Raw genomic sequence first — 22072 nt, forward strand, 5'->3', positions numbered from 1 at the left:
AAGAGGGGGGTCGAATTATGTCAACGGGACAGCACGCACCACAAGCGCCACATTCCGGTGGTTTTGAGTGTTTTCGAACCGATTGACGGTATCGACAGGCCTATCAACCGAAGGGTTATTTCATGCTTCGTTCCCACAAACTCGTGCTGACCGCCTGTGCGGCGCTGGCAATTCTTTCTTCGGCCGCCCGTGCCGAGGATGCCGTTGTCGCCAAGGTCGGCAGCCTTGAGATCCACCAGTCCGAGCTGGACCTGGCCATGTCCAATCTCGATCCACAATTTGCCCAGATGCCGGACGACCAGAAGAAGGTGGCAGCGCTTTCCGGCGCCATCGACGTGAAGCTCCTGGCAGGCAACGCCATTGGCGAAGGCATGAAGGACGACCCGGCCTACAAGCAGCGCATGGCCTTCATCGCCGACCGCGAACTGCACAATGCCTATTTCAAGAAGCACGTCGTGGACACCACCTCCGATGCAGAGGTAAAAGCCCGCTACGACAAGGAAATCGCTGCCCTGCCCAAGGAGCAGGAGGTTCACGCCCGCCACATTCTGGTCAAGACCGAGGATGAGGCCAAGGATGTGATCAAGCAGCTCGATGCCGGCAAGGATTTTGCAGCCCTTGCCAAGGAAAAGTCCACCGATTCCAACAAGGACGATGGCGGCGATCTGGGCTACTTCTCCAAGGGCCGCATGGTTCCCGAATTCGAAGAGGCAGCCTTTGCCCTCAAGCCCGGCACCTATACCAAGACGCCGGTGAAGACCCAGTTCGGCTATCACGTCATCAAGGTCGAAGACCTGCGCGATGCCCCGCCGCCGTCCTTCGACGACGTGCAGCAGCAGGTTCGCCAGCTCGTGATGCGTGACAAATATCTGGCGCTCCTCGAAAAGGCCAAGTCCTCCGAAAAGGTCGAAATTCTCGATCCGGCGCTGAAGAAGGGCTATGAGGACATCAACGCCCAGCAGAACCAGAAGCCGCAGCAGTAACGATAGCTTCTACAGCCGCGCCGTCTGGCGCGGCTGTATGTTTTCCCTTGCCTTTCCTCCACCAGAGCAGCGTCCAAGCCCATGTCCGCGACCGTTTCCCCGCTTGCACCGAAGAATTTTGCCGAAATGCCGGCCATCCGTGGCGTTGCCATGGCAACCGCCGCCGCCGGCATCAAATACAAGAACCGAACCGACGTGCTGATGATGGTGTTCGAGCGTCCGGCAAGCGTGGCAGGCGTGTTCACCCGGTCCAAATGCCCTTCCGCTCCGGTGGATTTCTGCCGCAAGAACCTGCCGCATGGCACGGCTCGCGGCGTGGTGGTCAATTCCGGCAACGCCAATGCCTTTACCGGCGTCAAGGGCCGTGCGGCCACCGAACTGACGGCGAAATCGGCCGCATCCGCGCTGGGCTGCGGGGAGCATGAAATCTATCTCGCCTCCACCGGCGTGATCGGCGAGCCGCTGGACGCCACGAAATTCGCAGGCGTGCTGGACATGATGGCCGCCGAGGCCAAGGGCGATTTCTGGCTGGAAGCCGCCAAGGCCATCATGACCACGGATACCTATCCCAAGGTCGCCACGCGCCGCGCCGAGATCGGCGGTATCGCCGTGACGATCAACGGCATTGCCAAGGGAGCGGGCATGATTGCGCCTGACATGGCCACCATGCTGTCCTTCCTGGTGACGGATGCCGATATTTCGCCAGCCGCCCTTCAGCAATTGCTGAGCGAAGGGGTTGGCCCAAGCTTCAATTCCGTGACCGTCGATAGCGACACCTCGACCTCCGATACGCTGATGCTGTTTGCCACGGGTGCGGCCGCCGACGATGGCCAGACCCGCATCGAAACGACAGACGATCCGCGCCTTGGCTCGTTCCGCGCCGCCCTCAACGATCTCCTCAAGGATCTTGCTCTTCAGGTCGTGCGTGACGGCGAAGGTGCCCGCAAGATGGTGGCCGTGACGGTCAAGGGCGCCGAGAGCGACGCGGCTGCCAAGCGCATCGGCCTTTCCATCGCAAATTCGCCGCTGGTCAAGACTGCCGTTGCTGGCGAAGATGCCAATTGGGGCCGCGTGGTCATGGCCGTTGGCAAATCCGGCGAAGCGGCGGACCGCGACCGGCTGGCCATATGGTTCGGCGACATCCGCGTTGCCGTGAACGGCGAGCGTGACCCGGATTATTCCGAGGCCGCCACCACGGCGGTCATGCAGCAGGAAGACATTTCCATCACCGTGGACATCGGCCTTGGCTCAGGCGAAGCCACGGTCTGGACCTGCGACCTCACCAAGGAATATGTTGCCATCAACGGAGATTACCGGAGCTGATGGTTTTGATCGACAAGGTTTCCAGCCACGCCAATCTGCCGCTGGTGCGCCGCCTGGAGGCGGTGAGCTTTCGCGCATGGCCTGCCGCTTCCGTAAACTATGACGGAAGCTGGCAGATCCGCCTTTCGGGAAGCTATCCTTCCAAGCGGATCAATTGCGTGGTGGCGCTGGATCGGTCCGACACGCGCGACATTGGCCAGCGTCTGGACAAGGCAACCCGCAAGTTTGAAGCCTATGGCCGGAAAATGGTGTTTCGGCAAACACCGCTTGCCGCGCCGGAGATTGAGGACGCCCTTGTCGCGGGCGGCTGGCACCGCTTCGACGAGAGCGTCGTCATGATCGCCGATCTGGCGGCTCTGGACGAACATGACGCCATGGACCATTTGCCAAGCCATGACATTGGCCGTTTCGTGGATGCAAGCCTGACCATGCATGGAGAGGACGCCAGCCTCAAGCCCGGCCTTGCGGAACTGATCGGCAGCATCAAGCCGCCTTATGGGCTTTTCCTGAAGGAAATCGCCGGAAATGGCCCGGTCGCCGCAGCCATCTGCGTGCAGGACAATGATCTGGCCGGACTGTTGCAGGTGGTGGTCGATCCGGCCCATCGCGGCAAGGGAGAAGGCTTCGAGCTGGTCTATGGCGCCCTGCGCTGGGCACGAATGCGCGGTGCGCGCCAGGCATGGCTTCAGGTTGAGGCCAGCAACCAGCCCGCCCTGGCGCTTTACCGCAAGCTCGGTTTCCGCCACGCTTATGACTATTGCTACTGGACGCCGGAGAAGGGCTGATGGCGCAGATGCAACACCCTATCCTGCTGGTGGCGGCCTGCGCACTGGTCGATAGCGATGGCCGTATCCTTCTGGCGCAGCGCCCGGAGGGTAAAAGCCTGGCGGGCCTATGGGAGTTTCCCGGCGGCAAGGTAGAAGCCGGTGAAAGCCCGGAGGAATGCCTCGTGCGGGAATTGCACGAGGAACTGGGCGTCTCTACCAAGGTTCCCTGCCTTGCGCCGCTGACCTTTGCCAGCCATACCTATGAAAAATTTCACCTTCTCATGCCCCTCTATATTTGCCGGCGCTATGAGGGCATGGCCACGGGTCGCGAAGGTCAGGCGTTGAAATGGGTCTATCCGAAGGATCTTCGCAGCTACCCCATGCCGCCAGCCGATGAGCCGTTGATCCCTTTCCTTCAGGATCTTTTGTAAGCCCTGACTGATAAACACACTTTCTTATCTCAAATTAATATAAAGTTAAGCTCCCACCCGCCATTATTAAGGTATCATGCAGTCTGGCATGTGAGGATGATAATGATGGACGAGGATTTGCAGAAGCTTCGCCAGCGCAAAAGGCGCTCGGCTTCTACGTCCGGCAAAATTGGTGTCGTAAACCTTGCGTTGCTCTTTGCAGTCGCCGCGGTGGCTTTGACACTCGTGGTAACACCCATGCTGGTTGGCAACCACGATACAGCGCCTGTCGCCTTCCGCTCCACCGACCTTGATACGATGAGCACCGGCTCCATTCCGGTGGAACGCGACGCCTCCGGCAAGCGCTACACCATTCGTCGCAGCGTATTGCAGACAGCACCCGATACGGTTTGCATCGTCAATCATGACGGAGGGGATGGCTGCTGAAGCATTTTCAGGAAAAGTGGGTACAGGTTTCCTGACATCGGCCGGGGCGAATACTTTGCGGCGTATGGAGACAAGCGACAGACGATGTGTGAAGACCCGATAAGTTTCGCCTATCAAACGCCTGGAAATATCACCTTTACAGCGCCGTGCGTTTTATCAAACGCAAAAACGACGCTGTAACACTTTAAAGCTGCTGCATAATTTTCACCTTAAATCGATTCCGATTTAAGGAATTATGCAGTAGAGCGCTTTTCGATCTGCTTGGGTCAGATTAGCGCTCTAAGATTTTATCTTTGAAGCATAATCTTCTCGGCCCTCGTTTCACTCCGGTCGGATTATGCTCTAAACCTGATCACCAGCGACACTCAAGCTGTGGCAGGTGACGGCACAATGTCCCGGGGGCACGGGGCTTATGGGGACAGACATGCGGACTATTCAGCGATTTTTGAAGGACCAGCGCGGCGCAACCGCCATAGAATATGGTTTGCTGGCGGGTCTTATCGCCGTTTCGATGATTGCCGGCCTCACCCTCTACTACGAGGCCCTGCAAAACCTGTTCACCTATATCGTCGATACGATCAACACGGCGCTCGGCCTTTAGAGCATTTTCAGGAAAAGTGGAAGCCGGTTTTCCGTCTGAAAATGCGTAAAAACAAATACTTAGAGCGGTTCAATGTTTCCGTGAAACAATGAACCGCTCTAGAAAGCCCGATGCGCAGAACTTTACCCGGCCTATTGCACCGTTGAAATTCGAAGATTTCAGCACGGTATCACGGCTCATCCAATGGATGAGCCCGTATCGCACGGCGCTGCAACACTTTAAATCTGCTGCATAATTTTCACCTTAAATCGATTCCGATTTAAGGAATTATGCAGTAGCGCCTGTGCTTTCAGCGGGTCGGAACGGGTGTTTCCCCCCGATAATCGTAGAAACCGCGTCCTGATTTGCGGCCGAGCCAACCTGCCTCGACATATTTCACAAGAAGCGGACAGGGCCGATATTTGCTATCGGCCAGCCCGTCATGCAGCACCTGCATGATCGAAAGGCAGGTATCGAGGCCGATGAAATCGGCAAGCTGCAAAGGCCCCATGGGATGATTTGCGCCAAGGCGCATGGCGGTATCGATGGCCTCCACGCTGCCCACGCCTTCGTAAAGCGTGTAAATAGCCTCGTTGATCATCGGCAGCAGGATACGATTGACGATGAAGGCGGGAAAATCCTCCGCCACCGTAATCGTCTTGTCGAGCGTGCGCACGAATTGCTTGGCGGTTTCGAAAGTGGTCTCTTCGGTCGCGATGCCGCGCACCAGTTCCACCAGCTTCATCACCGGCACCGGGTTCATGAAATGTATGCCCATGAAGCGTTCGGGCCGGTCGGTGGATGCGGCAAGACGGGTGATGGAAAGAGAAGAGGTATTGGTTGCCAGAATGGCTTCCGGTTTGAGCACGGGGCAAATCTGGCCGAAAATCTTGCGCTTGACCGATTCGTCTTCGGTGGCCGCTTCGATGACCAGGTCGGCGGGCGCAAGATCCTGAACATCCGCACTGCCGGAGATCAGCGTCAGGGCCTTCTGCCGTTCCTCATCCGCCAGCTTGCCGTTGCTGACCTGACGCGCCATGTTACCGTTGATGGTGGCAAGACCGGCCTCGATACGATCGCGCGACAGGTCATAGAGTGTGACCTTGTAGCCCGAAAGCGAACAAACATGGGCAATGCCGCACCCCATCTGCCCTGCACCTACGATTCCGATAGATTTGATCATCGCTCTTTCCACCTTGCTCGCCCGGCCGCGCCCGATCCCCATCAGGCGTCGGGCTCCTCATGACAAGTGATACTGCGGCGCACCCTGCTTTTCCAGCCCTCACGCTTCATGTGGTGAATTATTGCCTTTGCAGGGAAAGAGAAATCCGGCTTCGCGTTCGCAAATACCAAAAGCAGAAGATCGGCGACCTGTTGGAAAACATAAAAAATCCGCCTCCTCATCGGAGACGGATCTGAAAATCGTGGCAAAATGCAAAAGACCTTGAGGTTTACAGCGCCTTTTCCAGTTCCGGCAGGGCTTCGAAGATATCGGCGACCAGACCGTAATCGGCCACCTGGAAAATCGGTGCTTCTTCATCCTTGTTGATGGCAACGATGACCTTGGAGTCCTTCATGCCGGCCAGATGCTGAATGGCGCCGGAAATGCCGCAGGCAATGTAAAGCTCCGGGGCAACCACCTTGCCGGTCTGGCCCACCTGCCAGTCGTTCGGCGCATAACCGGCATCGACGGCTGCGCGCGATGCGCCAACGGCAGCGCCCAGCTTATCGGCGAGCGGCAGGATGACCTCCTTGAACTTTTCGGAGGATCCGACAGCACGGCCGCCGGAAACAATGATCTTGGCAGAGGTAAGCTCCGGACGCTCCGAGGCCGACAAGGCATCGGAAACATGGCTGGAAAGACCCGGATTGGCCGCAGCACCGACGGCTTCAACAGCCGCAGAGCCACCCTCGCCTGCCGCCGCAAAGGAGGCCGTACGCACGGTAATGACCTTTTTGGCATCGGTGGACTGGACCGTCTGAATGGCATTGCCCGCATAGATCGGCCGCTTGAAGGTGTCGGCAGAGACAACTTCAACGATTTCCGACACCTGCATGACATCGAGAAGGGCAGCCACGCGGGGCAGCACATTCTTGCCGACCGAAGTGGCAGGCGCGAGAATGACGTCATAGGCACCGGCCAGAGAAACGATCAAGGCCGCGAGCGGCTCGGCAAGCTGGTGCGCATAATCGGCGCCATCGGCCAGCAAAACCCTGGAAACCCCCGAAAGCCGCGCAGCCGCATCGGCTGCGGCCTGCGCGCCGGAGCCTGCCACAAGCACATGCACATCGCCGCCGATTTCGCTGGCCGCCGTCAGCGCCTTCGCGGTCTGGTCGGAAAGCGACGCATTGTCGTGTTCAGCGAGAAGAAGAATAGCCATGATAAAACTCCCTGTATCGCTGGTTAGATCACACCGGCTTCGGTCTTGAGCCTTTCAACCAGCTCGGCAACCGACTTGACCTTGACACCGGCCTTGCGGCCCCCCGGCTCCTCGGTTTTCAAAACCTTGAGGCGCGGCGCGGTATCGACACCGAGTTCGGCGGGCGATTTCTTGTCCAGCGGCTTTTTCTTGGCCTTCATGATGTTGGGCAGCGACGCATAGCGTGGCTCGTTGAGGCGCAGATCGGCGCTGACCACAGCCGGCAGCTTGACGGCAATGGTCTGGAGACCGCCATCCACTTCGCGGGTCACATTGGCGGAACCGTCGGCAAGCTCGACCTTCGAGGCGAAGGTTGCCTGGCTCCAGCCAAGAAGGGCGGCGAGCATTTGTGCGGTCTGATTGCTGTCGTCGTCGATGGCCTGCTTGCCGGCAATGACAAGCCCCGGACCTTCGGCTTCCACCACCGCCTTCAGCAGCTTGGCCACGGCCAAGGGCTCCACCGCATCGTCCGTTTCCACCAGCACGGCACGGTCCGCGCCCATGGCCAGACCTGTGCGAAGCGTCTCTTCGGCCTTGGCGGGGCCGATCGACACGACGATCACCTCATCCGCCTTGCCCGCTTCCTTCAGGCGCAGCGCCTCTTCCACGGCGATTTCGTCGAACGGGTTCATCGACATCTTCACATTGGCAAGCTCGACGCCGGTGCCGTCCGGCTTCACACGGATCTTGACGTTGTAGTCAACAACCCGCTTCACGGGCACTACGATCTTCATGGGGTCCTTCCTTGCTACAGTCACGCTGCAAACTGCGGTAAATTTCACGCGGGCGATGGTCGATTGGCGACATCGATACGCATTTTTTTCGCAATTACAATCGTGAGACACTCCTCCGGGAGAGAGGGCCTGTCTATATAACTTTTACGTTCACGTCAATATTTTGCTCTGTCAGCGGTTCTTGCCCGGCACCCACAGAATATCGGCCCTGCCGGTATCGTTGACGAACCGGGCTGCCACGAACAGGAAATCCGAAAGCCGGTTTGCATATTTCAGGGCCGGGCCGCCTACAGTCTCGCCTTCGTTTCGCATCAGGTCCACCATGATACGCTCTGCCCGGCGAATAATGGTGCGCGCCAGATGAAGATGCGCCGCCGCTGGCGTGCCGCCCGGCAACACGAAGGACTTCAGCGGCTCAAGATGGGCATTGAGCGCATCGATCTCGCTTTCGAGCCGGTCCACCTGCGATTGCACGATGCGTAAGGGTTCCCAGGATAGCACCTCGCCGGTATCCGGCGTGGCCAGATCGGAGCCCAGATCGAAGAGATCGTTTTGAATGCGCAACAGCATTTCGTTTACCGGCTCAAGGCCCTCCGTGTAGAGGCGCGCCATGCCGATGGCGCTGTTGGCCTCATCCACCGTACCATAGGCTTCGACCCGGAGATCGTGCTTGTAGCGGCGCGGCCCGCAAACAAGCGCGGTGGTGCCGTCATCGCCAGTACGGGTGTAGATCTTGTTCAGTTTGACCATATTCCAATTGTTCCAGAAAAAATGCAAAACTCAGCGAGACGAGCCCGCCACCCGCGGACACTTCCGCATCGGATAATCCGAAAACCGGTTCCCACTTTTCGGCCGATGCTTTTTCCATCGCATCGGATAATCCGAAAACCGGTTCCCACTTTTCGGCCGATAGGTTTTTTCAATCGCATCGGATAATCCGAAAACCGGTTCCCACTTTTCGGCCGATGCTTTTTCCATCGCATCGGATAATCCGAAAACCGGTTCCCACTTTTCGGCCGATGCTTTTTTCAATCGCATCGGTAATCCGAAAACCGGTTCCCACTTTTCGGCCGATGCTTTAACGCCCCCCACCGGAAATCCAGAGGGCGAGCATGATCAGCGCCACCGCGATGGCTTGCAGCAGAACACGCAACTGCATGAGCTTGTTGGACCTGTTGCCATCGCCCGCCTTCAACATGTTGACCAGGCCGCGCACCAGCACGAGCGCCACGAGGCCCATGAAAATAATGGCAAGTATTGTGGTAAAGGTGGACATGCCCGTTCAGCCCTCATCAAGCGCCCGCCCTAATCAAGCGAGCGCATCAGCCGGTAGAAGAGATCCGCCGGCAAAAGCCGCTTGAGAAGCACCCCCTGCTTCGCAGGCGTCGTGACGAGATAATGTGGGCGCGGACGCGGCGCGGTCAAGGCGTGGCGCAGTACTTTGTGGACGGCTTCCGGGCCGAGCTTGTGCTTGTTGGGCTTGCCGGTTCCTTCCAGCCGCGCCAACTGCTTGCGGTAGTCCTCAGCATGAACGGAATGCTCAAGATCGATATGTCTGCGGATCATCGTCAGGGCATTGGCGGTAAAACGGCTGGCGATCGGCCCCGGCTCGATAAGGCTGACGAAAACACCGCTGCCTTCCAGCTCCATCCGCAAGGTCAGCGACAGTCCCTCCAGCGCATATTTCGAGGCTGTATAGGCCCCGCGCCAGCGATAGGGCAGAAGCCCCAGAATGGACGAGCATTGCACGATGCGTCCGTGGCCTTGTGCGCGCATGACCGGCACCACGCGCCGCGTCAAATCGTGCCAGCCGAAGAGATTGGTTTCGAACTGCTCCCGCAGCGCTGCCGTGGGCAGGTCTTCCACCGCACCCGCCTGGCCATAGGCGCCATTATTGAAAAGCGCATCGAGCCTGCCGCCGGTGCGCTCCAGAACGGTTTGCACCAGTGTCGCAATGCTGGCTTCGTCGCGGTAATCCATCACCAGCGCTTCCAGCCCGTCGGCTGTAAGTGCGGCAAGATCATCGGGGTTGCGCACGGTGGCAAACACCCGCCAGCCTTCCGCCTGAAGCGCCCTTGCGCAATAGGCACCGATACCCGACGAACACCCGGTCACGATGATCGACTTCCGATCTGGCATTTTTTGTCCGCTCCCGCTGCAAAACTCTTTCAAACCGCAATGCTTCCCCCATATTCCCTTTTGCAAGGATTGGCGAGCGGAGACGAAATGCGGGATTATCTGACCCGACTCTATAAGGTGGCCTGGGACGCGATCTGGCATTTCACGGAGGATGACGGCTGGGCCATGGCAAGCCATGTGGCGCTCTCTACCCTTCTTGCCGTCTTTCCCTTTCTGATCTTCGGCACGGCCCTTGCTGGTTTCCTCGGCGCAAGCTCCTTTGCCAACACCGCCATCCACTTCATTTTCGACACTTGGCCGGAAGACATCGCCAAACCCATTTCCGAACAGGTCATACAGGTTCTGACCATTCCGCGCGGCGGCCTGCTCACCGTTTCGGTTCTGGCGGCGGCCTATTTCGCCTCCAATGGCGTGGAAGCGCTGCGGGCCTCGCTGAACCGGGCCTATCGCGTCACGGAAACGCGGCCCTGGTACATTACCCGGCTGATCAGCCTGGGCTTTGTTCTCATGGGCGTGCTGGCCTTCGCGGTAATCAGTGTTCTCCTGATTGCCGTGCCGATCGCGCTGCGATTTGCCGAGCAGAAATTTCCCCTGCTCAAGGATGCGCTGGCGATCATTTCAAACTGGGGCATTCTCGGCACGCTGGTCATGCTGGCCATGGGCCTGACCATTTCCCACCTCTGGCTGCCGGCTGGCAAAAGGCGGCTGATCGACGTGCTGCCCGGCATCTGCCTGACCTTGCTTTTGTGGATCATGGGGGCACTGGCCTTTGCGGCCTATCTCTCTACCTTTGCCAATTATGCCGCCACCTATGCGGGGCTGGCCTCCATCATGATCGTGCTGGTGTTTCTTTACATGCTGGGCGTGCTGTTCATCATCGGCGCGGAATTCAACGCCGCCCTGATGAAATTTCAGAATGTCCCGCGCGCACGGCGCGGCCTCTCACGCGACACACCCGACAAGGCGACGAATATCGGCGGGTGAGTGTCCCGCCTGCCGCAAATGCCTGAGACCCGCCGCGCCTTCGCTCTTGGAAAGCTTGCGGCCATCCCCCCCGGCCACAAGCCGGTGGTGACGATAACGGGGCGGATCAAGCCCAAGCAGGGCCTGCAACAGCCGCTGGACGGAGGTTGCATGATAAAGATCGCGCCCGCGCACCACCTCGGCAATGCCCTGAAGCGCATCGTCCACCACAACGGAAAGATGATAGCTGGACGGAGCATCCCAGCGCCACAGGATGATGTCACCCCAGGCCGCCGGATCGGCCCTGATCTCCTGCACCTCACCCGTGCCGCTTTCCTGCCAGAACAGCGGCGCATCGACGCAGGCCAGCGCCTTGTCCATATCCAGCCGCAAAGCATGACGTTCGCCATTCGCGATTCGGGCCGCCGCCTCTCCAGGATCGAGCACTCGTTCAACGGTCGGGTAATGCAGCGCGCCATCCGGATCGCGGGGCCATGTCCGGCCCTGCTGCTCAGCCTGTGCGGCATGGGCCTTGATCTGGCTGCGGCTCAGGAAGGCGGGGTAGACAAGGCCCATTTTCTCCAGACGGCCAAGGGCGGCGCGATAGGTATCCACATGCTCCGACTGGCGGCGCACCGGCTCCTCCCAGCGCAACCCCAGCCAGTGCAGATCCTCGAATATCGCCGCCTCGAATTCCGGCGTGCAGCGGGCAGGATCGATGTCCTCGATGCGCAAAAGCAAGCGACCGCCGGTGTCCTGCGCCCTTTTGGCATTTTCCAGCGCGGAAAGCGCATGTCCCAGATGCAGATAGCCATTGGGGCTTGGCGCGAAACGAAAACAGGGGCTTTGACGGACAGGCTCGCTCATGCTCTTTTCCTGCCTGATTTCCCGTCCGCAGAAAAGAGCCGCCATGCAACGCATAAGCACCGATGAGGATGTGGCCCTTGGGCTTGCCGAACTGCTGCGGCTGGATCCAAGGCTTGGCCCGATTGCCGAAAAGGCTGGGCCCCTGCCCCTGCGGCTGACGGAACCCGGCTTTGCCGGTCTGTCCTATATCGTCGTGTCGCAAATGGTGTCGCGCGCAAGCGCCATGGCCATATGGAGCAGGCTGCAAGCCGCAATGGGAGAAAGTCCGCAACCGGACCATTACCTTGCACTTGGCGATGCAGCGCTTGCCTGCGGCCTGTCTCGTGCCAAGCATCAATGCCTCACCACCCTTTCCCAGACCGTTATCGAGGGCAGTTTCGATCCCCTGGCCATTCTGGAGGCGCCCGCCGAAGAGGCGATCGCCAGCCTCTGCCGGCTGCGCGGCATCGGGCTGTGGACGGCGGAGGTCTATCTGATGTTCTGCGGCGGCCATCCGGACATTTTCCCGGCGGGCGACGTTGCCTTGCGGATTGCCGTCGGCGCGGGCCTTGGCTGGCCGGAGCGGCCGGATATACGCCAGACCGCCAATGAGGCGCTTGCATGGCAACCGTGGCGTTCTGTCGCAGCCCGGCTTTTCTGGGCCTATTATGCCGCTTTGACCCGCAGGGAGGCCGCTCCCGCAAGACCTGTATAATAGCAAGGCTCGAAGATGCGAACACATCCTCGCCTTGAGGGGATTTCGAATATCTCAACTGCGTCAGAGGCCCGAGATATTCTCCGTTTTTCAAAATTGAACGCAGCGCCCGCATAAGGGCTTCACAATCCTGTAACAGCAAGCCTAATATAGAATAGCAGATGCCGAATCGATCAGGAGAACGCCTTGACGATTGCAGTCTCACCACAGTCCTTGCCGGCACTCGTTCTGAATGCCGATTACAGGCCACTGAGTTATTATCCCTTGTCGTTATGGTCCTGGCAGGACACGATCAAGGCGGTGTTTCTTGACCGGGTCAACATCATAGCCGAATATGAATATTCGGTCTGTTCGCCCAGTTTCTCCATGAGGTTGCCAAGCGTCGTCAGCCTCAAGACCTATGTGCAACCGACGCGAAACCCGGCATTTACCCGCTTTAACGTCTTTCTCCGCGACAAGTTCGAGTGCCAGTATTGCGGATGCCGCGACGACCTGACCTTCGACCATGTCATTCCCCGCGCCCATGGCGGGCAGACAACCTGGGAAAACGTGGTGGCGGCCTGCTCGCCCTGCAATCTGCGCAAGGGCTCGAAACTGCCCCGCGAGGCCGCGATGTTTCCGGCCCAGAAACCCTACCACCCCACCGTTCAGGATCTTCACAACAACGGCAGGCTCTTCCCGCCGAACTACCTGCATGAAAGCTGGGTGGACTATCTCTACTGGGATTCGGAGTTGCAGCCGTAAAAGGCGGTCCTGTCTGCCTTGCCTCAGCGCGAGGACGCTTTCCCCGCGTTGCAGGCTTCGCTGAAAGGCCTTACTGCATAATTCCTTAAACCGGAATCGATTTAAGGTGAAAATTATGCAGCAGATTTAAAGTGTTACAGCGTCCTTTATGCATTTTTTAAAACGCGCGGCGCCGTAGAACGGGCCGTGGAAAAAGCAAACAGCGCAAAAGCCAAAGAGACGATGGCATTCCAGCCTGCGAAGGAAATGCCCAGCACCCGCAGTGCTGCCTCGGTGCAGGACGGGCCGTGGATGGTATTGAGCTGTTCGAGGATATTGCCCCCGGCACCAAAGGCCGCCCCCGTGGTGGCACCACAGGCAGACGGCCCTTCCCAAAACTTCCATTCGACGCCCGCGTGATAGGCGCCCAGACCGGCACTGACCAGCATGACGACACCAAGCAGCACCAGCACCAGCCGCAAGGCCGCTGGCGGCAGCTTCGCCGAGGCAAGCAGCGCCACAAGACCGATCACCACGCCTGCATAGAATGGCTTGCGCTCCAGCAGGCACAATTCGCAAGGGATATATCCGCCGATATATTCAAAGGCGAGCGCCACGCCAACCGCGGCGGCCATGGCGAGCGTCACGATAGCAAGCGACTTCACGCCAGAAAGAGAAGACGAGGACATAGGGTAACTCCATCGCGCCGCAGGTCAGTGGGTCAGCAGCCGATAGGCGATATACACCACGATCAGCAGGATGGCACCTGCCGCGGCAATCTGCCCCAGCCTCTTCTCGATAAAGTGACGGATCGGCTCGCCATAGCGGCGCAACAGCCAGGCCAGCAGGAAAAAGCGGCCACCGCGCGCAAGGATGGCCGAGACGATGAACAGCCAGATGTTGACATGCGCCACGCCCGAGAGAATGGTGACGACCTTGATGGGCGGCAGATGTGCAAGTCCGGACGTGACCAGCAGAAGAATCACCGTCTCGTAATCCACCGACAGGCGCAACTGGTCGAAGGCTTCCGCCTTGCCGTAAAATTCCAGAATGGGCCGGGCAATGCTCTCATAGGCGTAATAGCCCAGCACCCAACCGGCGATACCACCGAGAACCGAAGTGACAGTGGCCACCAACGCATAACGCCAGACCTTGTCGGGCCGCGCCAGCGCCATGGGCAGGAAGAGAACATCGGCAGGCACGAGAAAAATCGAGCTTTCAACGAAGGAGATGATCCCCAACCACAATTCCGCGGATTTGCGGGAGGCAAGCGACATGGTCCAATCGTAAAGGCGACGCAACATTTCTCGCTCCTCTTGCATTGCGCTTCGGGCGTCAGCCACAGGCCGCGCCGTCATTTCCAGCCACGCTTCTTGCCTGCCGGATCCTGCGCCGGAACGGCTGCAAGCCTTCATGCTGCGCCGCACGTGCGAAACGCCTTTATGCGGAAAGCCCCTGTTGATGGCAATGGCAGTTTCGCCCCTCAGCTCCCTGCCAGCAGAGTTTTACAGTCGAATGCTGCAAAAACCGGGTTGACCAACCACCCCGTCTCCGTATAGTCCCTCCTCATCCTTCGGGCCCCTTTGGCGGAATTGGTAGACGCGCCTGACTCAAAATCAGGTTCCGAGAGGAGTGCTGGTTCGATTCCGGCAAGGGGCACCATTTTCCTGCATGTTTCCTTCGTGGCGCATACGCGCAAACTGCGACGGCACGAAAAAGGGAGGCACGCAGCCTCCCTTCATCATGAAGCGATCAGATCCTGTTTACGGGTTCCCCGTGCCCGATTGCGTGCCCGTTCCGCCGCCCGTGCCGGATTGCGGCGCCGTGTTCGGGCTTGTAGAGGCGGGCGGCGTGGCCGGTGTCGTGCTGGTTCCGCCGCTGCTGCCGGGGGCAACGCTGGTTGCCGGAGGGGTTGTCGTGCCGGAATTGTTCTTGTTGGCATTATCATCATCGCCGCACGACGCCAGAAGACCAGCAAGTGCCAGCACGGGGATCATTTTCCTCAACATGGATTTCCTCCTTTAAAAGCATCGGACCGAAAAGTGGGAACCGGTTTTCGGGCGTCTCCGATGCGACCCATATAATCAGACCGTTGGTCATGGGATGGCTGCACCATCCGTCAGGACGCCGCCGCATGTGTCGTCAAGCGGCTTGCTAACGAAAGGATTTCAACGCGAAAATGAAGCGTTTCCTGACCGCTTGCGCGGCATCTTCAGGGTCATTTCGCGGCGAAGTTCCTGGTTTGCAATTCATAACGGCGACAGATTGTTCCCATTTTCATTTTGCTGCATCGCGTCATTTTCATTGTGCGCCTGCGAACGAAATGATAATTTCAGCAGGATTATAGAGGTTTCAAAATGTTTCTGCCGCAAGGCCTTGCCTCCCACACCGCGCTTTGCAGGGCCTTTTCCTGGTCGATACCTGCCAATTTCAACATGGGCCGCGCCGTTGCCGACGAGTGGGCATCGAAAGAGCCGCACCGCATCTGTCTCAAGCATTTCTCTCCCGCAGGCGACCACCGCAGCCTGACCTATGGGGAACTGGCCCAACGCTCCAGCGCATTTGCCCATTCCCTTTCGCAATTGGGCATCCGGCGCGGCGAGCGGGTGGCACTGGCTCTGCCCCAGGGTTTCGAGACCGCCATTGCCCATGTCGCGCTCTACAAACTTGGCGCCATCGCCCTGCCGCTGGCCTTGTTGTTTGGCGTGGAGGCTCTGGAATATCGGCTCAAGACCGCAGGGGCATCGGCCATCGTCACCAATGCTTTCGGCTTCAGGCGGCTTCAGGACATCCGCGCGCGCCTTCCTGACCTGAAGCATGTCATCGTCACGGAAAAGGTCGAGGGCGACGCAGAGACCTTCGAAAACCTGATCGCCGCAGGAGCCACGGATTTCTCCGGCGCAGACAGCAGCCCCGACGATCCGGCGCTGATGATCTTTACCTCCGGCACCACCGGCGCGCCGAAGGGCGCCTTGCATGGCCACCGGGTGCTGGCGGGGCATATTCCCGGTTTCCAACTGGCCCATGGCGGCGCGCCGCAGCCGGAGGATTGTATCTGGACACCTTCGGACTGGGCCTGGGCCGGTGGATTGCTGAATGTTCTCATGCCTGCCTTGCTGCTGGGCATTCCGGTTGTCTCCTCGCCGGGGCAGAAATTCGATGCCGCCATGGCCTATCGCATCCTGGAGGAGATGGAGGTGCGCAATGCCTTCATTCCGCCCACCGCGCTCAGGCTGATGAAAAGCGTGGACCAGCCGCTCAGCCGCTACCGCTTGAAGCTACGCTCCATCACCTCCGCTGGCGAAGCACTGGGCCGCGAGACCTACGAATGGGTGAAAACAACCCTCAAGATCACCCCAAACGAATTCTATGGTCAGACGGAATGCAATTTCGTGCTGTCTTCAGCCGCAGAGCTGGGCGTTACAAGGGCGGGTGCCATCGGCAAGCCGGTTCCCGGCCACCGCGTGGCCATCGTCGATGAGCGGGGGAATAGAATGCCTGCCGGTGAAACGGGTCAGATCGCCATTGCCAAGCCAGATCCGGTCATGTTTCTTGGCTACTGGAATGACGAGGCGGCAACGCAACGCAAATTCACCGGCGACTGGTTGCTGACCGGCGATCTTGGCCGGGCCGATGCGGAGGGCTATATCGAATTCTTCGGACGTGACGACGATGTCATCACGTCTTCCGGCTACCGGATCGGGCCGACCGAAATAGAGGACTGTCTCGTCGGCCATCCCGCCGTGCGGCTGGCGGCGGTTATCGGCAAGCCCGATCCGCTGCGCACGGAAATCGTCAAGGCCTTCATAACCCTTCAGGACGGCCATTTGCCCAGCGCAGCCCTTGCCGGACAGCTTTCTGAATGGGTCAAGGAAAGGCTTTCCATGCATGAATATCCGCGCGAGGTGGAGTTCATCGACGATATTCCGCTCACCACCAGCGGCAAGGTTATCCGCAGACTGCTGAGGGATCGTGAAACGGTACAGTCCTGACTTTTATGGTACGGGATGATCCGAATACCGGCCCCGGCCTTTGGATCTGTTGATCAGGGCGTCGTCCTGCGAAAACTGCCGTTGCAGACTTTTCGAACGGATACTCTAGCCATCCCGCCTCAGTCTGGACAGCACCTTGTCACGCAGCAGGCGGGCGAGGTTGCGGGTATTGCGGTAAAGGTGAAGCTGTGTGGAGACCTGGCGCACCTCCCGGTCGGTATTCGGCTTCAGCCCGACCACCAGTGTCCCCATCTCTTCACGCTCGCGCCACAGGCGGCTCATGATCGGATGATCGGGCACAGCGCAACTGTCGGTGCGCAGGATATTGGCGTCCTCGAGATGCCACCGCGTCAGTTCGCGCACCAGCAGCTTTCCGGGCGAAAAACGTGACAGGCTTTCGTCATAGGCAGTCTTCCATGTATAGGCCTCCGCCCCCATCATGAACACCACCATGGAGGCGATGCAGCGGCCATCCAGATGCAGCGTGTGAATGCGCACGGCATCGCGCCCGGCAAGGTTCGTCACGGCTTCACGGGCAAAGGCTGCCCGGAGGCGGTCGCTCAGCAGGGCGCTTCGCTTTCTGCCTTTCCAGCCGCTGGCTTCCAGCGCCAGAAAGTCTTCCATCGCCTGCCCAACCTCATCGGGCTGGCGGGCAACGTGGTAGCCGACCGGGCCAAGCTTTTCGAGACTGCGGTATTGGCGGCGCATTTCCCGCAAATGCGACTTCGACACCGATGCCGCCAGATAGGCATCGCCGTCGTCCAGACTTTCCAGCATGGGCCGCGATTGGCGATTGGTGACAAGCACGGGCAGGTCTCGGCTGATTGCCAATGCCTTCAGCAGGCGGGAAACCGGGCCGTTGAGGCGCATGTCCGGCAAGACCAGCACGCCAGGAAGCCCCGCTTCGGGCGCGCTCAGCGCGGTGAGAAGATTATCGACCGTTTCCACGGCATCTTCTCCATCCACCAGCGGCGTGCCGAGCGGGCCGAAGGGATTGGACCAGGCACGAATGATCGACGGGCCAACGGCAAAACCAGGCTTCTCCACGGAAAAAGGCAAAAGCAGCCGCATCCGGCTGCGACCGTCCACGTCATCGCGCAGCAGGGCCAGACGGATATGCCGGTCTTCGAGGCGGGGAATGGCAGGCGCCAGAAAGCGGCCGGAGAAGAAGACATTGGGCTCCATGGCGCGGTTGGTGAGAAAATCCATTTCGCGTTCCAGGTCATAGCTGGCCCGGCGCGGATAAAGCCACAAATGTCGTCCGGGGCGGCCAACTGCAAGGCGCAGATCGGCAGCAGGCGGCTCCCCCGTTTCCCGGCCCGCTTCCCCGCGCAACATCTGTCTGCCGGGAAAACCCGGATTCTCGGATGGTATCATATCAGGCCACCCTGATCTTGTTGAGGCGGGAAAGTGGATCGGCAAAGGCAAACAATAGGATACCAAGGGATTTCAGAACCGCAACATGTAACAGCACCGCCTCGACCAGAAGCGCGCCCGCCGCCGCACAGGCTGCCCCCATCAGGCCGAAATGTGGAATAAGCGTGACATTCAGCGCGATGTTTACCGAAAGCGCGACCACATAAAGCATCACGCAGAGCTTCTGCCGGCCCGCCATTGTCAACAGAACCTCTCCCGGCCCGACCAGCGCCTTGAAAAGAGCGCCGACAAAAAGCACAGCCATCAGCGGATAACCGGCCGTGAAATTCGGCCCGAACAGCGACAACAGCAATTCTCCCGCCGCCAGCACCACAAGGCCGATGGCCAGAGACGGCCAGAAACACCAACGCACCGTCTTGCCCGCAAATGCCGCCAGCGGCCGCAGGTCGTCTGCCGTCATCAGCGCTGAAAACCGTGGCCCTGCCGCCGCCTTCACCGCGAAATAGACAAACTGGACCAGCGCCATGGTCTTTGCCGCGGCGAAATAAATGGCCACCTGATCGGGCGGCAGATAAAGGCCCACGACCATCACGTCGGAATTGGTAAGCAGAAACAGAAAACCCTCGATGAAGAAGATCGGGATCGCCACCTGCACCCAGGCGCGAAAATCGATCCGTCTCGGTCCCTTCGGAAATTTCCGCCGCAACCGCCACGTCACGGTAATGAACTGGCCGATGCTGGTGAAATAGGTGGCAGCCAGCGCGGCCTGCATGGCGGTCGTGGCCGTATGCGGCGCCCCCCAGGAGATAGCCATCACCATAAAAAGCAGGATCAGCACGGGCCGGATGATGTAGGTGGGGCTGAGCGCGGCCACCGGCCAGCTGTTGGCGCGGGCCGTTCCGTCCAGTACGTCGCCAAGGGCGATCATCGGCAAGGCAAAAAGGCCGAGAAACATCGGCAAGATATAGTAGGTTTCGATCTTCCCGCCGAAAAAATGCAGCAGCACAAGGCCTGTTGCCGCCAGCATCGTTGCAAAGCACATGGCGAACAGACGGATCGTCACCGTCAGGCCGCGAATGGCATCCACCTCGTCACGGGCATGGTATTGCGGCAGGAAGCGGATGACCGTGGAATGGAAACCAAGACAGGAAAGATTGCCGAACAGAACAACCAGAACCCAGACGAAAACAAAGATGCCATATTCGAAATCGCCCATCAGCCGCGCCTGCACGATCTGCGAGAAAAAGGCGATCCCGGCGCTCAAGACCCTGATGACAAAAGCCGTCAGCGCCATGCGCTGGGCGCGGGCTATCTCGTCCGCACCGGTCAAAACCGCTGCAAGCCGCGCCATGGGCGCTTGCAGGCGCTGCGGCAGCCGCTTCTGCGCAAACTGGACAAACCCCATGATGGACACGCAACGTCACCAATCGCTTTTTCGCCGGATCAATCTGTCATGACATCATAGGGTTAACAAAGACTGGAGCACGGCTGCCCGAAATTGAACAGGGGCCGAAACCTCAAAGCGCGGTCAGCCGGTCGATCAGCAGCTTGGCATCCTCGCTGTCCCACGCCGCAGGCCCGTTCATGGAGCCGATCAGGCAACCCTTGCGGTCGAGAATGAGCGTGACCGGCAGGCCAAAGGCGAGGCCCTGCTTTTTCAGGGCATTGAAGGCGCCCATGGAGCTGTCGCGGTAAAAGCCCAAGCGGTCGATGCCGTTATCACTCAGGAAGGTTCTGGGCTTTTCATCGCCGCCACTGTCGATATTGATGGCCACCACATCGAAATCCTTGCCGCCTCTGGCGGCCTGCAACCGGTTGAGGGCAGGCATTTCCTCCCGGCACGGCACGCACCATGTCGCCCACAGATTGACGAGGGTGATCTTGCCCTTCAGGGTTTCGAGGCTGGCATCGGCCCCGCTTGCATCCTTGAACGACACGCCCGCCACCGGGTGCGGCGGATTGGCGGCAACCAGCGCGGTGATCTGGCCCTTGGCCAGGGGCGCCAGGGCATCCGTCATGACGCTCGCTGTCTCGCAGCCATTTGCGGCGACCTGTTCTGCGCCATTGCCAGAACCCGTCTCCTTCACGTATACCGCAACCGCGCCGGCGATCAGGCCGGCAATCGCCGCAACCGCAATCAGTTTGACGGATGGAAGTCCAGCGGGTCTTTTTTTCGTCATCGACGTCTCCAGGAACGATCTCCATGGCCGAGGGCAATCAGGACAACAAATCCTCCAACCAGATGTGGGGCGGTCGCTTCGCCTCCGGCCCGGCGGCCATCATGGAGGAGATAAACGCCTCCATCGGTTTCGACAAGAAGCTCTATGCCCAGGATATTCGCGGCTCCATTGCCCACGCCACCATGCTGGCCCAAAAAGGCATTATTTCCGCCGAAGACAAAGACAAGATCGTTCACGGACTGAACACGATCCGGGGAGAAATCGAGAGCGGGCAGTTCCAGTTTTCGCGCAAGCTGGAAGACATTCACATGAATATCGAGGCGCGGCTGGCAGAACTGATCGGCCCCGCCGCAGGCCGCCTGCACACCGCGCGTTCGCGCAACGACCAGGTGGCGCTGGATTTCCGGCTGTGGGTGAAGGAAGAGCTGCAAAAGACCGAAAGCCTGCTGTCAGACCTCATCAAGGCCTTTCTCGACCGCGCCGAAGACCATGCCGATACCGTCATGCCGGGCTTTACCCATCTGCAAACCGCCCAGCCGGTGACATTTGGCCATCATTGCATGGCCTATGTGGAAATGTTCGGCCGTGACCGCCAGCGCGTGCGCCACGCCATCGAACATCTGGACGAATGCCCCATCGGTTCGGCCGCACTGGCCGGGACCGGCTATCCGATCGACCGGCACATGACGGCCGAGGCGCTTGGCTTCCGCGAGCCGACCCGCAACTCCATCGATACCGTGTCCGACCGCGATTTCGCGCTGGAATTCCTGTCCATCGCCGCGATTTCCGCCACGCATCTGTCGCGGCTGGCGGAAGAGATCGTCATCTGGTCCACGCCGCAATTCGGCTTCATCCGGCTTTCGGATGCCTTTTCCACCGGCTCTTCCATCATGCCGCAAAAGAAAAACCCCGATGCCGCCGAACTGGTGCGCGCCAAGACGGGCCGCATCAACGGTTCGCTGATCGCGCTTCTGACCGTGATGAAGGGCCTGCCTCTCGCCTATTCCAAGGATATGCAGGAAGACAAGGAGCAGGTCTTCGACGCCGCCGAAAGCCTGGAACTGGCGCTGGCCGCCATGACCGGCATGATCCGTGACCTGACGGTGCGCGCCGACCGCATGAAGGCAGCGGCCGGTTCCGGCTTCTCCACCGCCACCGATCTGGCCGACTGGCTGGTGCGCGAGGCGGGCCTGCCGTTCCGCGATGCCCACCATGTCACGGGCCGCGCCGTGGCGCTGGCCGAGCAGAAGGGCTGCGATCTGGCCGAACTTTCGCTTGAGGATTTGCAGGCCATCCACGAAAGCATCACGGCTGACATCTATAATGTGCTGACCGTGGAGGCGTCGGTTGCCAGCCGCAAGAGCTATGGCGGCACGGCACCTGCGCAGGTGCGCCGCCAGATTGCCTGGTGGAGGGCGCGGAACTAGAGCACTTCCGGCGACACGGGTTCACCTGCATTGCTCCAACGTCTTG

25 protein-coding genes and 1 tRNA gene are annotated in these 22072 nt (G+C 59.7%); 12 read left to right on the top strand and 14 right to left on the bottom strand.

Translation table 11 applies throughout. From position 1 onward, the window contains the following. Positions 1-122: 122 nt before the first annotated feature. The 6 genes from T424_RS0105680 (at position 123) to T424_RS20290 (ending at position 4531) form a co-directional block, all read left to right on the top strand. Positions 123-983 carry a peptidylprolyl isomerase gene (locus T424_RS0105680; protein ID WP_027486864.1) on the top strand — a complete coding sequence of 287 codons (861 nt, stop codon included), beginning with the start codon at positions 123-125 and terminating at the stop codon, positions 981-983. Positions 984-1064: 81 nt separating this feature from the next. Next, a complete protein-coding gene (gene argJ, locus T424_RS0105685; protein WP_027486865.1) occupies positions 1065-2306 on the top strand; it encodes a bifunctional glutamate N-acetyltransferase/amino-acid acetyltransferase ArgJ in 1242 nt (413 codons plus the stop codon). Further along, positions 2306-3091 carry a GNAT family N-acetyltransferase gene (locus T424_RS0105690; RefSeq protein ID WP_037066759.1) on the top strand — a complete coding sequence of 262 codons (786 nt, stop codon included), beginning with the start codon at positions 2306-2308 and terminating at the stop codon, positions 3089-3091. Before argJ ends, T424_RS0105690 begins: the two co-directional genes overlap by 1 nt. Further along, positions 3091-3504: a (deoxy)nucleoside triphosphate pyrophosphohydrolase gene (locus tag T424_RS0105695; RefSeq protein ID WP_027486867.1), complete on the top strand. Its 414-nt coding sequence runs from the start codon at positions 3091-3093 to the stop codon at positions 3502-3504. Before T424_RS0105690 ends, T424_RS0105695 begins: the two co-directional genes overlap by 1 nt. A gap of 102 nt (positions 3505-3606) precedes the next feature. Further along, positions 3607-3930: a hypothetical protein gene (locus T424_RS0105700; protein WP_051558814.1), complete on the top strand. Its 324-nt coding sequence runs from the start codon at positions 3607-3609 to the stop codon at positions 3928-3930. A 424-nt stretch (positions 3931-4354) separates the two neighbouring features. Further along, the gene (locus T424_RS20290) at positions 4355-4531 is read left to right on the top strand and encodes a Flp family type IVb pilin (protein WP_084268414.1); all 177 of its coding nucleotides are present in this window, start codon (positions 4355-4357) and stop codon (positions 4529-4531) included. Positions 4532-4820: 289 nt separating this feature from the next. On the opposite strand, the gene T424_RS0105710 is transcribed toward T424_RS20290, so the two are convergent. From T424_RS0105710 to T424_RS0105745, 7 genes are all read right to left on the bottom strand, one after another. Next, positions 4821-5693, bottom strand: a complete 873-nt coding sequence (locus T424_RS0105710) for a 3-hydroxybutyryl-CoA dehydrogenase (RefSeq protein WP_027486869.1) — start codon at positions 5691-5693, stop codon at positions 4821-4823. 268 nt (positions 5694-5961) lie between these two features. Then, positions 5962-6891, bottom strand: coding sequence for an electron transfer flavoprotein subunit alpha/FixB family protein (locus T424_RS0105720; protein ID WP_027486871.1), 930 nt, complete (start codon positions 6889-6891; stop codon positions 5962-5964). 23 nt (positions 6892-6914) lie between these two features. Further along, positions 6915-7664: an electron transfer flavoprotein subunit beta/FixA family protein gene (locus T424_RS0105725; protein WP_027486872.1), complete on the bottom strand. Its 750-nt coding sequence runs from the start codon at positions 7662-7664 to the stop codon at positions 6915-6917. Positions 7665-7835: 171 nt separating this feature from the next. Then, entirely contained in the window at positions 7836-8414 is a 579-nt protein-coding gene (locus T424_RS0105730) for a cob(I)yrinic acid a,c-diamide adenosyltransferase (RefSeq protein WP_027486873.1), read from the bottom strand. Positions 8415-8444: 30 nt separating this feature from the next. Then, positions 8445-8702, bottom strand: coding sequence for a hypothetical protein (locus T424_RS0105735; protein ID WP_027486874.1), 258 nt, complete (start codon positions 8700-8702; stop codon positions 8445-8447). Positions 8703-8742: 40 nt separating this feature from the next. Beyond that, complete coding sequence (locus T424_RS0105740; protein ID WP_027486875.1) at positions 8743-8940, bottom strand: twin transmembrane helix small protein; 198 nt, start codon at positions 8938-8940, stop codon at positions 8743-8745. A 29-nt stretch (positions 8941-8969) separates the two neighbouring features. Continuing rightward, a complete protein-coding gene (locus T424_RS0105745; protein WP_027486876.1) occupies positions 8970-9803 on the bottom strand; it encodes an SDR family oxidoreductase in 834 nt (277 codons plus the stop codon). An 87-nt stretch (positions 9804-9890) separates the two neighbouring features. On the opposite strand from T424_RS0105745, the gene T424_RS0105750 reads away from it, so the two are divergent. Next, on the top strand, positions 9891-10787 hold the full coding sequence (locus T424_RS0105750; protein ID WP_027486877.1) for a YihY/virulence factor BrkB family protein: 897 nt from the start codon (positions 9891-9893) through the stop codon (positions 10785-10787). On the opposite strand, the gene gluQRS is transcribed toward T424_RS0105750, so the two are convergent. Then, positions 10746-11633 (bottom strand): tRNA glutamyl-Q(34) synthetase GluQRS, encoded by an 888-nt coding sequence (gene gluQRS, locus T424_RS0105755; protein ID WP_027486878.1) that lies wholly within the window; start codon positions 11631-11633, stop codon positions 10746-10748. The genes T424_RS0105750 and gluQRS overlap by 42 nt on opposite strands. A 43-nt stretch (positions 11634-11676) precedes the next feature. Between gluQRS and T424_RS0105760 the strand changes: the two genes are divergently transcribed. After that, on the top strand, positions 11677-12327 hold the full coding sequence (locus T424_RS0105760) for a DNA-3-methyladenine glycosylase family protein (RefSeq protein ID WP_037066837.1): 651 nt from the start codon (positions 11677-11679) through the stop codon (positions 12325-12327). Between the two features lie 186 nt (positions 12328-12513). Continuing rightward, entirely contained in the window at positions 12514-13071 is a 558-nt protein-coding gene (locus tag T424_RS0105765; protein WP_027486880.1) for an HNH endonuclease, read from the top strand. Between the two features lie 146 nt (positions 13072-13217). Here the strand turns inward: T424_RS0105765 and T424_RS0105770 are convergent, their stop codons facing one another. Together T424_RS0105770 and T424_RS0105775 are read right to left on the bottom strand one after the other, a co-directional pair. Continuing rightward, positions 13218-13739, bottom strand: coding sequence for a disulfide bond formation protein B (locus T424_RS0105770; RefSeq protein WP_051558815.1), 522 nt, complete (start codon positions 13737-13739; stop codon positions 13218-13220). A gap of 24 nt (positions 13740-13763) precedes the next feature. Then, on the bottom strand, positions 13764-14354 hold the full coding sequence (locus tag T424_RS0105775) for a YqaA family protein (protein WP_027486882.1): 591 nt from the start codon (positions 14352-14354) through the stop codon (positions 13764-13766). A 273-nt stretch (positions 14355-14627) separates the two neighbouring features. Here T424_RS0105775 and T424_RS0105780 point away from each other — a divergent pair. Continuing rightward, positions 14628-14712: transfer RNA gene (locus T424_RS0105780), tRNA-Leu, on the top strand. A 101-nt stretch (positions 14713-14813) separates the two neighbouring features. Here the strand turns inward: T424_RS0105780 and T424_RS20295 are convergent. Continuing rightward, on the bottom strand, positions 14814-15059 hold the full coding sequence (locus T424_RS20295) for a hypothetical protein (protein ID WP_084268401.1): 246 nt from the start codon (positions 15057-15059) through the stop codon (positions 14814-14816). A gap of 348 nt (positions 15060-15407) precedes the next feature. Between T424_RS20295 and T424_RS0105790 the strand changes: the two genes are divergently transcribed. Continuing rightward, on the top strand, positions 15408-17042 hold the full coding sequence (locus T424_RS0105790) for an AMP-binding protein (RefSeq protein WP_051558816.1): 1635 nt from the start codon (positions 15408-15410) through the stop codon (positions 17040-17042). A 105-nt stretch (positions 17043-17147) separates the two neighbouring features. Here the strand turns inward: T424_RS0105790 and T424_RS0105795 are convergent, their stop codons facing one another. From T424_RS0105795 to tlpA, 3 genes are all read right to left on the bottom strand, one after another. After that, positions 17148-18380: a GNAT family N-acetyltransferase gene (locus T424_RS0105795; RefSeq protein ID WP_245269457.1), complete on the bottom strand. Its 1233-nt coding sequence runs from the start codon at positions 18378-18380 to the stop codon at positions 17148-17150. Between the two features lie 40 nt (positions 18381-18420). Continuing rightward, complete coding sequence (locus tag T424_RS0105800; RefSeq protein ID WP_027486886.1) at positions 18421-19824, bottom strand: oligosaccharide flippase family protein; 1404 nt, start codon at positions 19822-19824, stop codon at positions 18421-18423. A gap of 112 nt (positions 19825-19936) precedes the next feature. Next, complete coding sequence (gene tlpA / locus T424_RS0105805; RefSeq protein ID WP_027486887.1) at positions 19937-20599, bottom strand: thiol:disulfide interchange protein TlpA; 663 nt, start codon at positions 20597-20599, stop codon at positions 19937-19939. A 23-nt stretch (positions 20600-20622) separates the two neighbouring features. Here tlpA and argH point away from each other — a divergent pair, with 23 nt between their 5' ends. Beyond that, positions 20623-22026, top strand: coding sequence for an argininosuccinate lyase (argH, locus tag T424_RS0105810; RefSeq protein WP_027486888.1), 1404 nt, complete (start codon positions 20623-20625; stop codon positions 22024-22026). Positions 22027-22072: the final 46 nt, after the last annotated feature.

The organism is Allorhizobium undicola ORS 992 = ATCC 700741 (assembly GCF_000621665.1).
GTDB lineage: Bacteria > Pseudomonadota > Alphaproteobacteria > Rhizobiales > Rhizobiaceae > Allorhizobium > Allorhizobium undicola.